Raw genomic sequence first — 14,207 nt, 5'->3', positions numbered from 1 at the left:
CCGAACTCAGCAGTGAAAAGCGCCATCGCCGATGGTAGTGTGGGGGATCCCATGTGAGAGTAGGTCGTCGTCAAGCTTTAAATTAAGAAGCCCTGATAGGTTATCCTGTCAGGGCTTTTTTACGTCTATAGCAACATCAACATGGACTTGATGTTAATTAGGTCGTTGAACCACCTAATCCCACCTCGAACTCAGCAGTGACTCTTTATTCGCCGCAGGCGCTCGCCATGCCGATGGTAGTGTGGGGGATCCCATGTGTACCCAAAGGGCATAAATATCGTCAAGCTTTAAATTAAGAAGCCCTGATAGGTTATCCTATCAGGGCTTTTTTACGTCTGGCGTAAATGTTGGTCGTCGTTAAATCCCAACCTCTGAAATCCTCACACACAACACGATCCCAACCAGCGACGCCTTGCGTCACTGCCGTCGTCAGCGGCTTACGCTGCTTGGGATCTTGCTCATCTAGTTACATGCATGTCAGATGGGCTCAAGCTATCCGATATGATGTTTTGTCGACAAAGCAAGTCTCTTTGTTCCTTCCCCTTATGTCTTCAAGGGGAAGGGATGGGGTTAGTTCAGCAACCTTTATCCAATCACATTAACTGCAAGGCTTGCTTATTTTGTTAGCCTAGCCCGTTTTGTTCTTTTACCCGATCAAATACTGTACTAGTATCAAACAGATAGAAAATTTGTTACCGAAATAACGCGCAAGGTAAAAAGTACAAACGCGCACGCTCGTTTTGATCGCTCACTTTTTCGGGGAAGGTGAAAAACTTAAACCATTTCAATGTATTAAATAGTTTTGAAAAATATCCCATCAGCGTCAACACGCATGCGCACTATTAAAAATGTTAAGCATCACGCAGAGAGGATTACATGTCCGAGGGATTGACCGAATCAGAAAAATTTGTGAACTCTATTAGTGAGAGAGCTTTTCTTAATCTTTGGACTCATCCAAATCCAATTGGGAAGAAAGGAAAAGAGCTCTGTGATTGTTTAATCGTCTGCGGAAACCATATCGTTATTATTTCTGTGAAGGATATTAAGTACAAAGATACAGGGGATGAAGCGGGCTGGAAGAGGTGGACTAAGGCAGCAATAGATAAATCGGCTTCTCAAATATGGGGTGCTGAAAGGTGGCTAGACTCTTCAGTAGAGTTCACGAGGCACGATGGCCGAAAGGTCGAATTGCCGCCAAAAGAAGATCGAATTGTACACCGTGTATCTGTATCACTTGGAGCTCAGCGAAGAATACCCACAAAGTCAGGAGATCTGGGTTATGGAATCGTACATGTTTGCGATGAGTTTAGCCTTGGAGCAATTTTTGGCCTGCTGGATACGATCACGGATTTCGTTGGTTTTCTGAACGAAGTTGAGGCTCTAATAAACAGAGCCAATATAGTTTTCAACGAGGGTGGGATCGAAGACTTATTGGCAATCTATTTATTAAATAATCATTCACTCCCTTACGAAGAAGCTGAGTTACTAATAATAGATAATACGGTTTTTCGAGGGTTCGTAGACTCTGATGATTATAAAGCTATCCAGAAGTCCTATAAGGATTCATATTTTTGGGACAAGCTGATCGAGCATTTTGTTAGTGACCTTCTTACTGATGGAATGTTTGAATATGGCACAAATCAGGTCACTGATAATCAGCTGGCTCTTGTTCAAATGGCCCTCCAGCCGCGTGGTCATAGAGCAGATCTAGTCGATGCCTTTTCTGAGTTTTTACAGAAACCAGAGTTAAAAATTGCTGCAAGAGTATTATTGGCGCACAAAAACACGGCATTTGTATTCCATGTAGGGCCAAGTAGTGATCGAGAAGCTAGAGTCCAAGAGCTAGGTTTAAGGTGTTTAGTGGTAAGAGGTCGTGTCCCTGATGTCAAAATTGTAGTTGGTATATCGAGAGATAAGCTGGGGCCATCAGAGGTTGGCTACTCTCATGATATTGTTTATGTAGACATCCCAGAGTGGAATGATGATTTTGAAGAACAAGTAACTGGAATACAAAAGGAGCTGGGTTACTTTGAAAACGCATTCTGGGCTAAGAGGCCAGAAAATGCCTAACAAGACGCTGCTGTCGGAAAAATTTTCCGCTGCGCTCCAAATTTGCCGTAGTACGCGGCGTTATGTAATACAGGAAGTATTGTGGAAAACTGCAAATATTGCTTGAAAGAAGAAGCTATTGAAAACTCTCATATCATACCTTCATTCGTGTTTGAATGGATTAAAATGACATCGGCCACGAAAGTTATGAGGAGTGCTGATAATCCGAACCTTAGGGTCCAAGATGGCCAGAAATCTGCTCTTTTGTGTTCTGTTTGTGAAGGGAAGTTCGCAAAAGTGGAAGAACTCTTCAAGAAAGAGTATTTCTCAAAGGTGGCAAATTACAGGAGTCTATGCCCAGAGGAGTTGGATATAACTCCCAGCATAATTAAGTGTATTTATATCATTGCATGGCGTTCGTTAGCTGATGCTGTTTACTTCCCTAGAGATCATCAATATACAGATGAGGAGTTTCTACAATTTCCATCTTTACTTGATGAAATTAAAGACGCTATTGAAACAGGAAGCTTTTCTAAGTTCAAAACACATGTAATCCCTTGTACTAAGGAAGTTCTAACTAAGTTAGGGTTACCTCAAGTTCCTTGGCATCATTATGAAAGAAGTGTCACTGCAGAGCCGAGAATTTGGGATAACTGGGAGCGTTTTATTTTATATATTCAGATACCTTTCAGTATTATAGTTTTCGAAATAGTTCCTAATGAAGATGATGCTTGGGTAGGAACGCAGCTTGAGGGAAGAAGTAAAATAAAACTAAGTGAAATTGAGTCTGTCCCATCGTATCTTGCTACTCAGGTAGAGCATTTCTATCAAGCTTTTGTTGATGCAAAATCCAAGCTTTCTGATACCCAATTAAAGAAAATACAAGACGATGTTAGTAATGCAGGTCCAAACAATGGTTCCTTCAAAACGATGAAAAAATCTTGGTAGTGTTACATCACAAACTGTCAATTATTCGGGCCTTATGACCCCCTATCTCTCTAAATCTGAACAATGGCTTTAATTACAGGTGAAAGCCGTTCTGTTTTCACCTTCTTTCGATCTGTTTCCTTCTCAACTTATGAAACTTACGTTCTAGTGCCCCTAGCTTATTCACAAGGATAGGTTGATCACGGGAGTGTCTGATTTTAATATCATGGCTCTTTGACGAAAATGAATAGGGTACGGCGAATGGTTTTGTTCTTTCCGGCGCAGCAAGATTTGGACTGCATCAGTCAGCAAGGTCTGATTCTTGGCAAGATTAAGTTTGATGGTGTGAAGGAGGAATATGCTTTTCATCCCGATAATGCGTCTGTGTCGTTAACTGAGTCGGAAAGGCTGAGTATTGCGCAACGGCTGTCGATACTTTGTTCTGGTGCCAGTTCGATTCCCATGCAGGACGATGATTGATTGGTTATTGGTTGGTTCCGCGTAAGATAGGTGCTTGAGGCGTTTTATGTCCCCAGAAATATTTGTTAAGCGCAGCTTGGCGGCTAAGTCTGTCGTGCGTGCTGAGGTAATCCAATCCTTGTGGAGTGGCTATGGTGAGATTGTGCGCTACCAAGTGTCTGGGGCGCAGGACAATCTTACTTCGGTGATTGTGAAATCGATTCGTTTAGATCAAGTCATGGCGCATCCGCGAGGCTGGCAATCAGACTTGTCCCATCAACGTAAACAAATCTCTTATCAGGTGGAAGCAAGGTGGTATCGCCATTGGGCGCCTCGTCTGTTAGACGCGGCGCGAGTGGCGGAATGTTATGCCGTGCAGGAGTCCGATACTGAAATATTGCTGTTACTGGAGGACTTGGATACATCGGGTTTTAGCCATCGTCATCATCAGCTGACTTGGTCCGCTTGTTTGCCTGTTTTAGATTGGTTAGCGAGCTTTCACAGTACTTTCATTTCAACCGGAATGGCTAACAATGACGAACGGGTGGACGATAAGGGGTTGTGGGCGCGAGGCAGTTATTGGCATCTGGAAACTCGCCCAGATGAATGGCAAGCCATGGCGGAAGGCGAGTTAAAACGTCAGGCCAGCGTGATAGATGAAACATTAAGAAAGGCGAATTTTCAGACCTTAATACATGGTGATGCTAAGGTGGCGAACTTTTGCTTTTCGGCGTCAGGTTCAGAAGTGGCGGCGGTAGACTTTCAATACACGGGGCAAGGAATTGGCGTGCAAGATGTGGCGTATTTTCTTGGCAGTTGTTTGGAGGAAGTCAGTTTGACAGACCATTTCGCTTTTTTGTTAGAGCACTATTTTGCCGAGTTAACGCGCTGCTTAGTTGCACAAGGTGAATCGCCCGATTTTGCCTCTAAGGTTGAAGCGGAATGGCGATCTTTGTTTGAGCTTGCGTGGGCTGATTTTCATCGCTTTATTCTGGGTTGGAGCCCAGATCACATCAAGAACACGCCGTTCAGTCAAATGATGACCGAACGAGCTCTGGCCTCATTACGAACGTCGTAAAGCGCGATTCGTCTTGGCTGTGGCTTGGGCCGCTAAAGGATCGTCAGGCCAAGGGTGCTTAGGGTAACGACCGCGCATTTCCTTTTTAATCTCTGGGTAAGCGTTTTGCCAAAAGAAAGGCAGATCGTGTGTCACAGCCAAAGGCCTTTGGCCAGGGGACAGTAATTCTAAGGTGAGGTTTTGTCCTAATACTTGCGGTGTGTGTGTCATGCCAAAGGCTTCTTGCAGCTTCACGCTGAGCTTAGGAGGCGATTGTTGATAATCAATTTTATGCTGATGGCCTGATGCCACGGCGAGGCGTTCTGGAACCATCTTCTGGAGGCGGTTTTGTTGTTGCCAGTCTAAGGTGTTTAATAAAATGCTTTTGAGATCCAGCTTATCCAGTGCATGTTGTGTCGTCACGTTCGCTAAATAGGGCGCGAGCCATTCCTGCAATGTTTGCAATAATACTTCATCGCTCAAATTTGGCCACTCGGCTTGATGATCATGTTGGGCGGCAAAGTGGATTCTGGCTCTCAGTTGATCACAGTCTTGGTGCCAGGGTAACACCGCCAGTCCTGCTTGTTTGATGTATTGGCAAACGGCGGTGGTGACGGCCTCTGCAGGAAGTTGTGATGACGCTTGGCGTTGCACACAGAGTTTGCCAATCCATATTTGTTGTTCACTGATCAAACGAGCGTCTTTTTTCGACCAAGCAAGGTGGCTTCTCTCTTGCAATAGGGAAGGCTGATGCTCAGCCAAAGCCGCTAAGTTTAGAGGCTGAGACAAGTAAATTTGGTCCTCTTCATGGCCTTGATGCCCGCCAATGTCGAGCGCCACTAGATAGTCGGATTGCGCATTGCTATCGGTTTTGTCCAAGTTGGCGAGACGACCATTGGCCAGTTTGTAGCGTACTTTTTGATCAGACTTCCCTTTAGCGTCGCCTTGGCGCTGTGCGATGCGATCAAAAAACGCCGCGGCCAAGAGCAAACCTAATGCGTCCTCTTCACTGATGTTTTTCGTTCGAGTAGACACGTTTATTGAAGCGCAGCGATGACGCCATTGTTTAATTGATTGTTGGTAAAAATGTTTTGGCTTGTGAGCGGTCAGCTTCGTGTCGCTCTGAGTCAGCCACTGTAGACGCATGGTAAAGTCGCTGCCTAGGTTGGACATAGGGTCGCCTTCGCTAAGTAATGCGCATGCTTGGCAAGCTAGGTCGCTGTGCCCCCATTGTTTCGCTAAGAGTAGCAGGTGCGCCAAGCGCGGCTCTAGGTTGAGTTGACTCATGTGTTCGCCATGGGCGGTGAGCGTTAGCGCCTCTGCCTCAATAGCGTGTAATTGGCGCAAGGTATCTAATGATTGCTGGAAATGGCCTTCTGGTGGTGGCGAGATCCAGTCGAGTTCTAACCTGTCTTGAATGCCCCATTGGGCTAGATTTAAGGTCAAGGAACTGAGTTCCAAGCATTCAATTTGTGGTTGAGCTTGGGCCGCCAATCTATGTTGTTGCTCTTCGCTCCACCAACGATAACAAACCCCAGCCTGGGTGCGCCCAGCACGACCGGCACGTTGAATGGTTTCCGCTTGGGTGGCTCTTCGAGTGTGCAAGCGAGTGGTGGCGGTATTGGCATCAAATCTGGCTTCACGGCTCAGTCCGCTGTCGACCACGACACGAATGCCCTCAATGGTTAAGCTGGTTTGTGCAATGGCCGTGGCTAAGACTATTTTGCGTTCAGGCTCATTGGTCGGGGAAATGACTTTTTCCTGCTCCTGTAGGCTTAAATCTCCATATAAAGGCAAGATAGATAAATGGACTTGGTCTTTTAGTTCTTTGTTCAAACTCTGATGAACTTGGCGGATTTCTTTTTGCCCTGGCAGAAACACCAGAATATTGCCGCTTTGTTGGCGGTATGCGCGTAGGACTAAGCGGCTGACTTCATCAGTGACTTCGGCGATTTTCAGCGCTTTATTGTCATATATCACCTCTACTGGGTAACTGCGCCCAGCACTGCTTAGGGTTGAGCAGCCAAGGCGTTGTTCGAGAAGCGGGGTGTCTAAAGTGGCAGACATCACCAGAAGCTTGAGAGGGGCCTCATCACGATAGAGTTCGCGGGTTTGCAGGCACAAAGCAAAGGCCAGATCAGAGTGGAGGTTTCTTTCGTGAAATTCGTCGAAAATAACCAGAGCAATGTCACTTAAAGAGGGATCGTCCTGCAACATGCGAGTGAGAACGCCTTCAGTCACCACTAAAACTTGTGTGTCTTTGCTTTCTTTGGTGTCGTGACGGATACGATAACCAATGCGTTTACCAAGGGGTTCTTGCAAGCTGTCCGCTAGACGTTTGGCAGCGGCTTTCGCGGCCAAACGACGGGGCTCCAACATGATGATTTTACGTCCTTTCCGCCAAGTTTCATTCATTAAAGCAATCGGCACTACTGTGGTTTTGCCGGCACCGGGAGCCGCTTCCAAAATAGCTTGATCTTGCTCGGCTAAGGTTTGCAATAAGTCCGGCAGAATGGCGTGAATGGGTAAAGAAGATGTCATGTTAGAACCTTTGTAATGGTGGCCACATCATAGCGATTTTTACGTTGCTTTTCAGCTAGGGGGTGAAGGCATCTTCTGAGCAGAAGAATGAAAATCTTTTGTATTAAAATATTTCACGCGTTTCTAAATTTAATTAATTTTACTCAAGTTGTTGTGCAGGTATAAGATGCGTCTTGTTCTGAGATTAAACAACATCGCAATGGATGCTTAATGAGGCCATTAAGCAAAATACAAAACAGGATTCGATCACCATGAGTAAAGACATTATTTTTACGATTAACAGCGAATGTCTCGATGAAAATTATCAGCCTTCTGACAGCACTCGAGTCACGACGAATTTTGCGAATTTGGCAAGAGGTGAGCGCCGTCAAGCGAACTTACGTAATGCGTTAAAGATGGTGAATAATCGCTTTAATGCGTTAGCACATTGGGATAATCCTAATGGCGATCGTTATGCTGTTGAGTTAGACATTGTCTCGGTTGATATGGACATTGCCAATAATGGACACGCTTTTCCGGCGATTGAAATACTGAAAACGACCATTTTTGATCACCAGACGAATAAACGTATCCAAGGCATTGTCGGCAATAATTTTTCTTCTTATGTGCGTGATTATGACTTTAGTGTCTGGCTATTGGAGCACAATAAGCATCAGCCCCAATTTAGTATTCCGAAGAATTTTGGTGAGCTGCATGGCAAGCTCTTTCAGTGCTTTGTGAATTCAAGTGATTACAAGGCGCATTTTAATAAACCGCCGGTGATCTGCCTGAGCGTGTCGGACAGTAAAGTGTATCGTCAAACGGATAACCAGCATCCTATTTTGGGGACGGAATACTTAGCCAATGAGGCTTCCTTGACGGAACAGTATTTTAAGCAGATGGGTCTGCAGGTGCGCTATTTCATGCCGCCAAACAGCGTTGCTCCTTTGGCTTTTTATTTCTTTGGTGATCTGCTGAATGACTACACGCATCTTGAACTGATCAGCACCATTAGCACCATGGAAACCTTCCAGAAAATCTATCGTCCTGAAATTTATAATGCGAATTCGGTGGCGGGGAAATGCTATCAACCCAACCTGAACAACGCAGACCATTCAGTTACTCAGATAGTGTATGACCGAGAAGAACGAAGTCAATTAGCCAATGAACAAGGCAAGTTTGCGGAGGAGCACTTCATCAAACCTTATCAGACAGAACTTGCCCAATGGTTGGCTCAATAATCTGGTTTTAAATTTACGTCTACAATACGGCCGCTTTTATTATGAACACAGACACGAAAAAAATATTACTCCCTACGTCCACTGCTGGCAGCTTACCAAAACCTGCTTGGTTAGCTGAACCTGAGACACTCTGGTCACCTTGGAAGCTACAAGATGAGTCATTAATTGAGGGCAAACTCGATGCTCTGTGCGTGTCATTACAAGAGCAGCAGCTGGCGGGCATTGATATTGTCAGTGACGGCGAGCAAACACGCCAACATTTTGTCACCACTTTCATAGAGCACCTTAATGGTGTTGATTTTGAAAAACGTCAAACGGTTCGAATTCGTGATCGTTATGATGCCAGCGTGCCGACCGTGGTTGGACCAGTGAGTCGTCAAAAGTCGGTTTTTGTTGATGACGCTAAGTTTTTACGTCAGCAAACCAAACAGCCGATTAAATGGGCTTTGCCTGGCCCGATGACGATGATTGATACACTGTATGATGATCATTATAAAAGCCGTGAAAAACTTGCTTGGGAATTTGCCAAAATCCTCAATCAAGAAGCCAAAGAGCTTGAGGCCGCTGGCGTTGATATTATTCAGTTTGATGAGCCAGCCTTTAATGTGTTTTTTGATGAGGTCAATGAATGGGGCGTGGCGACATTAGAAAGAGCCATTGAAGGGCTAAAATGCGAAACGGCGGTGCACATTTGTTATGGCTATGGCATCAAAGCCAATACTGATTGGAAAAAGACATTAGGGTCAGAGTGGCGACAATATGAAGAGGCTTTCCCTAGGTTACAGCAATCGAACATCGATATTATCTCATTGGAGTGCCATAACTCACATGTACCAATGGATTTACTGGCACTGATTCGTGGCAAAAAAGTCATGGTTGGTGCCATTGATGTGGCAACCGACACCATTGAAACCCCTGAAGAGGTTGCCAATACGTTACGAAACGCTCTTCAGTTTGTCGATGCCGATAAACTTTATCCTTGTACCAATTGTGGCATGGCACCGTTATCTCGATCCGTAGCAAGGGCTAAGCTAAAGGCGTTAAGCACCGGTGCCGACATCGTTCGAAGAGAGCTTTTAAATTCAGATAAATCGGTTTAATTACGCTTAGCGAATACTATTACGTCGCTTTGGGATGGCGGCCAATCGTGAGGTTAAATCGGCGTCTTCACGTTCGCCCAAAATATCGCTGACTCGGTGAGCAATGCCTTGATAAGGCTGAGCAAAGGTGGTGAGTTGATAGGCCTGCCAGGCGGATTGAGGAATATCGTCAAAGCCAAGAATGCTTATGTCATCAGGGATCGAAAGATTGAATTGATGTCGGGCGGTATCCATAAAGCCGCAGGCGACTAAATCGGTAATGCAAAAATAGGCATGGTTAGGCTGGTGGTTGGGCAATAAGGCTTGGGCTGCCTGTTGTCCATCTTCGTAGTTGGTGTTATCACCTCGCCAGATCGTCACTTCGAATCCTTTGGCCTGAGCCGCGCTAATAAAAAAGTGTTCTCGGGCTAACAGACTAGGCGTGCCCTTGTTCGAGCTAACCAAGGAAAGCGTTTGGCAACCTGCTTGTTGGAACAGTGTAACGGCTTGTTGCATGGCATCGGCATAGTCGATTTGAATGTGGTGGGCGTTTTCGACTTCATCATTACAGTTGATCATGATGACTTTTTGACCTGAGTCGACACAGGTTTGAACCAGTTCTTGTGGAGGGGTTCCCGACATAACCACACTGGCGGATGCTCGATAATGCAGAGCGCGACGCATGGCGTCATCGGCACTGCTGGGCTCCGAACTGGCGTTGATCACCATCACCATACGTCCGTCTTGCTGTAGTTGCTTAGTGAGGGCGTCGAGCAACAGGTTGTGGTAGGGCTTGTCTAAATTGGCGGCCAGTAGGCAAACGGGACGACTTTGTTCTTTCGAAATGCTGCGGGCTAAATGGTTGACGTGATAATTCAGTTCCGCCGCAGCGGCCAGCACTTTTTCTCTGGTTTTGGCAGAGACGCTGGCGCCGTCGGTAAAGGTCCGAGAAACGGCTGAACGAGATACGCCAGCCAGACGAGCGACTTCGGCAGCCGAGGTGGCACGACTTTTTTCAGGGCTTTTGTTTAGGGGCATTCACGAGCTCTCTTTGGGCAAATATGGCTGCAAACGTTTCACTTGTTCTGCGGCCCAATGAGCAGCATCGACCAATACTTGTTTGGGTGCTTCGGGCCATTCTTCTTTAATCAATTGTCTGGTTTCACGTATGTGAGCGATGGCGGCTTCTAAACTGGGATAAGTTTCCGTTTCATCCAAATGCAGCAAAAGCGCCGTTAACGTCACTGAACGGCTGCGTCCACCGCGACAATTGATCAGTATATTACCAGTTTCGTTCCACGGGTAGCTTTCTTTCTTTGGCAGTTCTTGGTCAATCAAACTGCGCAATTGATAATAACCTGCCAGCATCATTGGGTAAGGGTTGCCTGGACCATCGACAATCCCTAGTTTGTAGTAACGAACGGGTGACCAGCCAAAAGGTAAGGCCTTGCTGACAGGGTCTTGTTTGGTGACTAGGTTAATGTCCAGATTGACGGCGCAATTAAACACAGTACCAATGCCATGCTGGCTTAATAACTCAGGGTCGGAAGCGGCCTGTTTATTGCCAATATAAAGGTCGATGTTACGGCCAAGAAAGTTTTTATGGATTAGATGAAGAGGGGCTCGTTGTGCGTCGGCCTCACGAAAAATTTGTTTTATATCTAGGGCGTTTGAAGTGGTCATGATGGATCCTTTAACGTTAAATTTGGAAAGTTAACTTGCTGTACCTGTTTCGCGATGGTGGGGGCGCAAGCGAGCACGGGGCCGGTTTCTAATAGGTGAGATAAGCGGTTTGGCCAAGTACCGACTTGCCCACCCGCTTCTTCGACCATCAACATACCGGCAATGCAGTCCCAACTGTTCATAGAGGGTTCCAGATACGCATCGGTTCGCCCTTCAGCTACCCAAGCTAAGGCCAGTCCACCAGAGCCGCCTCGGCGAATGCTGGCACCTTGTGACAGCAAAGTCTCTTGTGCCGCCAAATACGCTTGAGTGGGTATTCTGGTTGACCAACCAAGCTCAACATGGGCTTGAGTCATATCGGGCGTGGTGGCAACCGAAATGGGTTGGTCGTTCTTCGTGACACCTCGACCGCGCTGGGCAAAGTACCGTTCTTGTGAAACCGGTTGGGCAATGGCCGCCAGCTGAGCTTCACCGTCGAGGCAAAAACAGACAATCACGCAAAAATGGGGAATGCCACGAGCAAAGTTAGCGGTACCATCGATGGGGTCGATGACCCAAGTGGCCGGTCCTGGTGTGCCGCCACCTTCTTCACCTAGAATGGCATCGTCAGGAAAATGGTGTGCTATTTCGTTACGAATGAGACTTTCCACGGCTAAGTCTGTTTCGGTTAGAAAGTCTTGGTGGCCTTTTAGATCATAGACACCGGCGGCCCGATTTAAGTAGCCTTCTAGTGCTCGTGCAGAGGCTTTTTGAATCAATTCTTTTAAAAAATTGGCGCGTTGTTCGATATCGTTAAATGTGTTCAAGGTAATCCTTTATAAAGTTGACACAGGCTCAATCATTGGCCTGTGCCTTACAGGTGATGCTAGATGAACGTGGGCTCATCGTTTCTTAACAGTGTTTACAGTTGTCCGGCACGTGCCAGCGCCCAAAGATCTTGCCAATCTTGGCGGCTTGCCCAGTCCTGTTGTGCCGTCGCTGGGTTGTATTTCATCAGTTGATCAAGGTACGCCGCGACGCCAGAAGGCTCGACAGATGGGATCTCATTGTCCACATTGGTGGAAATTTTGCCGTCGATGGCTTGAGGGTTAAAACCTTCACTGGTCAACATGTAATGCACAAATAACTTAGCGGCATTAGGGCTATCTGTCCCTTTGGTGATCATCATGAATTTAGGGTAAAGCAGGCCAACCATGGGTTGCATTGACGCGCAGATGCCCAATTTCATGCCATTTTTGTTTTCACGATATTTCGCTGAAGACATGATGCCAATGAAGTTTTCTTTGGTGTCTGGTGCGCCTACTGCGGAGGCGACATCACCGTCAGAATTGGTCAGTAGTGGCTGGTTTTTTGCCAGCGCCACGACGAAGGCCGCTGTGGCACTATCTAGATCCGTTTTTAGGGGCTTTCCATAGTGAGCTTGATAAGCGTCGGCAATCACCTTGTCATGGTGCATAGCAAATTGGTTGAAGAAATCCGTGTACATGGATTTGTTAAGAGGGTCCGGCATGGTGACATGACCTTTCCACTTAGGGTCGGTCAGAGCCCAAATGTTATCGACCGGGCAGCTGTCGTTTAGCGCGGTGTTGTAAGACCACACAACGGGCGAGTTGGAAACCACCAAAGGGTCACTAAACGGAGCAGGGATCTTAGTTTGCATGTCTTTTGGTAAATAGCTGTAGGTATAACCCGTTGCCAGTAATTGCGCGTCGGCTGCAGGCACATCTGAAATAATTACCACGTCAGATTTGACGTTATTGGCTTTGGTTTCGCTTAGTACCATTTTGATGCTGGCACCGGCTTTGATCTTGGTGCCTGTGGTTTCAATGCCGTATTTTTTAGCAAACGCCGCCGCCTGTTTTTTGATTTTACCGGTCGAATCGTAGACAGAAAGCGCAGGTTCTGACTTTGCCGCTTTGATTAAGGCATTAAGATCGAAATCGTCCGCGATGGCTGACGTCGAAGCAAGCGTGCCGACTAATAGTAGGCTAGGGATGTTGCGAATCATGAGATGTCCTCAATTTTGGGTTGATTAAAAACAGGCGAAATTCGGTCCGCAGCAGTGCGGTAGGTCTTAGCCTTAGGGGTTAGGGTTAAGGTTAAGGGTTTACGTTTGCCATCGGTGTCGAATAAATGCATCGCATGGCTGGCAACATTCAAATAGGCTTGTTCTCCACGTTGCCAACGTGGTGGTATTTGGGTGGTATGAACTAGGTGAGAAGGCATGGTGCTCGTGTCATCTTGGGCCATAGTGAGTTCAATGATCCAAGCACCGCCAGTTGGTAATATGTCGCTTATTGTCACAGGAACACCGGACAGTGAAGCCTCTTTACTCAGTAGCAAACCTTCTGGGCGCAAGCCAAGTAACGCGCCTTCAGTGAGTGACGTTGAAAAGCCAGCTTGCTGCATTAATTGCTGTGCTGGTTTGGTCTCTGCCGAGATCATATTAATGGGTGGGTTACCAATAAATTCCGCCACAAAACGATTAGCAGGGCGTTCGTAAATGTCATCCGGTGTGCCGATTTGCTGGAGTGTGCCCTTGTTCATAACCGCGATCTGAGTCGCCAAGGTCATGGCTTCCCACTGATCATGCGTTACGAAGACAATGGTGGTACCGAACTCCTGATGCAGGCGTGTTAACTCAGCACGCATGGACAGTCGAAGTGATGCGTCGAGGTTGGATAAGGGCTCATCTAATAACAAGATGCCTGGGTTCATGGCAAGGGTTCGTGCTAGGGCAACACGTTGTTGTTGACCGCCAGATAGTTGCGCCGGGTAGCGGTCTTCTAGCCCTTCTATCTTGAGCATCGTGATCATCTCAGCAACGAGTTTTTTACGTTCGTGGGCAGGCAACCCTTTTAAGCGCAAACCAAACTCAATATTGCGTGTGACCGTCATATGAGGCCATAAGGCATAAGATTGGAAAACCAACCCAATATGGCGCTTTTCCGCCGGAATAAAGAGGCCTTTCGCGACGTTATCTAGGACTCTGCCATCCGCCACAATTTCGCCATCGGTTAGGTGTTCTAGCCCTGCAATCATGCGCAGTATCGTAGATTTTCCACAGCCAGAAGGTCCCAGTACACACATAAACGCGCCATCTTGAATCTCCATAGACACCTGATCTACTGCCGGTGGATGACCCTTGGTGTAGTATTTCGAAATATTGTTTAAAGTAATATTTGACATAGT

At 46.6% G+C, this 14,207-nt stretch carries 12 protein-coding genes and 1 rRNA gene; 7 read left to right on the top strand and 6 right to left on the bottom strand.

Translation table 11 applies throughout. From position 1 onward, the window contains the following. The 5 genes from rrf to OA79_RS16830 all read left to right on the top strand — a co-directional run. Positions 1 to 76 (top strand): 5S ribosomal RNA (gene rrf / locus OA79_RS18625); the annotation flags it as partial. Between the two features lie 800 nt (positions 77 to 876). Continuing rightward, on the top strand, positions 877 to 2,070 hold the full coding sequence (locus OA79_RS16845) for a hypothetical protein (RefSeq protein WP_063334380.1): 1,194 nt from the start codon (positions 877 to 879) through the stop codon (positions 2,068 to 2,070). Positions 2,071 to 2,151: 81 nt separating this feature from the next. Then, positions 2,152 to 2,997: a hypothetical protein gene (locus OA79_RS16840; protein WP_231908902.1), complete on the top strand. Its 846-nt coding sequence runs from the start codon at positions 2,152 to 2,154 to the stop codon at positions 2,995 to 2,997. Between the two features lie 240 nt (positions 2,998 to 3,237). After that, positions 3,238 to 3,456 (top strand): hypothetical protein, encoded by a 219-nt coding sequence (locus OA79_RS16835; protein WP_063334378.1) that lies wholly within the window; start codon positions 3,238 to 3,240, stop codon positions 3,454 to 3,456. Positions 3,457 to 3,502: 46 nt separating this feature from the next. Then, positions 3,503 to 4,513: a phosphotransferase gene (locus OA79_RS16830; RefSeq protein WP_063334377.1), complete on the top strand. Its 1,011-nt coding sequence runs from the start codon at positions 3,503 to 3,505 to the stop codon at positions 4,511 to 4,513. Here OA79_RS16830 and hrpB read toward each other — a convergent pair. Beyond that, complete coding sequence (gene hrpB / locus OA79_RS16825) at positions 4,499 to 7,033, bottom strand: ATP-dependent helicase HrpB (RefSeq protein WP_063334376.1); 2,535 nt, start codon at positions 7,031 to 7,033, stop codon at positions 4,499 to 4,501. The genes OA79_RS16830 and hrpB overlap by 15 nt on opposite strands. 251 nt (positions 7,034 to 7,284) lie before the next feature. Here hrpB and OA79_RS16820 point away from each other — a divergent pair, with 251 nt between their 5' ends. Both OA79_RS16820 and OA79_RS16815 read left to right on the top strand, forming a co-directional pair. Then, positions 7,285 to 8,253, top strand: coding sequence for a DUF1852 domain-containing protein (locus OA79_RS16820; RefSeq protein WP_063334385.1), 969 nt, complete (start codon positions 7,285 to 7,287; stop codon positions 8,251 to 8,253). 41 nt (positions 8,254 to 8,294) lie between these two features. Next, positions 8,295 to 9,353 carry a methionine synthase gene (locus tag OA79_RS16815; RefSeq protein WP_063334375.1) on the top strand — a complete coding sequence of 353 codons (1,059 nt, stop codon included), beginning with the start codon at positions 8,295 to 8,297 and terminating at the stop codon, positions 9,351 to 9,353. 6 nt (positions 9,354 to 9,359) lie between these two features. Here the strand turns inward: OA79_RS16815 and OA79_RS16810 are convergent, their stop codons facing one another. From OA79_RS16810 to OA79_RS16790, 5 genes are all read right to left on the bottom strand, one after another. Beyond that, on the bottom strand, positions 9,360 to 10,370 hold the full coding sequence (locus tag OA79_RS16810; RefSeq protein WP_063334374.1) for a LacI family DNA-binding transcriptional regulator: 1,011 nt from the start codon (positions 10,368 to 10,370) through the stop codon (positions 9,360 to 9,362). After that, on the bottom strand, positions 10,371 to 11,015 hold the full coding sequence (locus OA79_RS16805) for a dual specificity protein phosphatase family protein (RefSeq protein WP_063334373.1): 645 nt from the start codon (positions 11,013 to 11,015) through the stop codon (positions 10,371 to 10,373). Next, complete coding sequence (locus OA79_RS16800; RefSeq protein WP_063334372.1) at positions 11,012 to 11,821, bottom strand: inositol monophosphatase family protein; 810 nt, start codon at positions 11,819 to 11,821, stop codon at positions 11,012 to 11,014. The genes OA79_RS16805 and OA79_RS16800 overlap by 4 nt, the downstream gene beginning before the upstream one ends. A 95-nt stretch (positions 11,822 to 11,916) precedes the next feature. Beyond that, positions 11,917 to 13,023, bottom strand: a complete 1,107-nt coding sequence (locus OA79_RS16795) for an ABC transporter substrate-binding protein (protein ID WP_063334371.1) — start codon at positions 13,021 to 13,023, stop codon at positions 11,917 to 11,919. Next, positions 13,020 to 14,204, bottom strand: a complete 1,185-nt coding sequence (locus tag OA79_RS16790; protein ID WP_063334370.1) for an ABC transporter ATP-binding protein — start codon at positions 14,202 to 14,204, stop codon at positions 13,020 to 13,022. The genes OA79_RS16795 and OA79_RS16790 overlap by 4 nt, the downstream gene beginning before the upstream one ends. Positions 14,205 to 14,207 lie beyond the last annotated feature (3 nt).

The organism is Marinomonas sp. TW1 (assembly GCF_001625355.1).
Classification (GTDB): Bacteria; Pseudomonadota; Gammaproteobacteria; order Pseudomonadales; family Marinomonadaceae; genus Marinomonas.
The sequence above is the reverse complement of the archived record's forward strand: the minus strand, read 5'-3'. Positions and strand labels throughout refer to the sequence as shown.

What these genes read in the sequence shown, in the direction of transcription:
- hrpB (WP_063334376.1), bottom strand. Translation starts at nt 7,033, where the DNA reads ATGACATCTTCTTTACCCATTCACGCCATTCTGCCGGACTTATTGCAA.
- OA79_RS16845 (WP_063334380.1), top strand. Translation starts at nt 877, where the DNA reads ATGTCCGAGGGATTGACCGAATCAGAAAAATTTGTGAACTCTATTAGT.
- OA79_RS16820 (WP_063334385.1), top strand. Translation starts at nt 7,285, where the DNA reads ATGAGTAAAGACATTATTTTTACGATTAACAGCGAATGTCTCGATGAA.
- OA79_RS16810 (WP_063334374.1), bottom strand. Translation starts at nt 10,370, where the DNA reads ATGCCCCTAAACAAAAGCCCTGAAAAAAGTCGTGCCACCTCGGCTGCC.
- OA79_RS16790 (WP_063334370.1), bottom strand. Translation starts at nt 14,204, where the DNA reads ATGTCAAATATTACTTTAAACAATATTTCGAAATACTACACCAAGGGT.
- OA79_RS16815 (WP_063334375.1), top strand. Translation starts at nt 8,295, where the DNA reads ATGAACACAGACACGAAAAAAATATTACTCCCTACGTCCACTGCTGGC.
- OA79_RS16830 (WP_063334377.1), top strand. Translation starts at nt 3,503, where the DNA reads ATGTCCCCAGAAATATTTGTTAAGCGCAGCTTGGCGGCTAAGTCTGTC.
- OA79_RS16835 (WP_063334378.1), top strand. Translation starts at nt 3,238, where the DNA reads ATGGTTTTGTTCTTTCCGGCGCAGCAAGATTTGGACTGCATCAGTCAG.
- OA79_RS16805 (WP_063334373.1), bottom strand. Translation starts at nt 11,015, where the DNA reads ATGACCACTTCAAACGCCCTAGATATAAAACAAATTTTTCGTGAGGCC.
- OA79_RS16795 (WP_063334371.1), bottom strand. Translation starts at nt 13,023, where the DNA reads ATGATTCGCAACATCCCTAGCCTACTATTAGTCGGCACGCTTGCTTCG.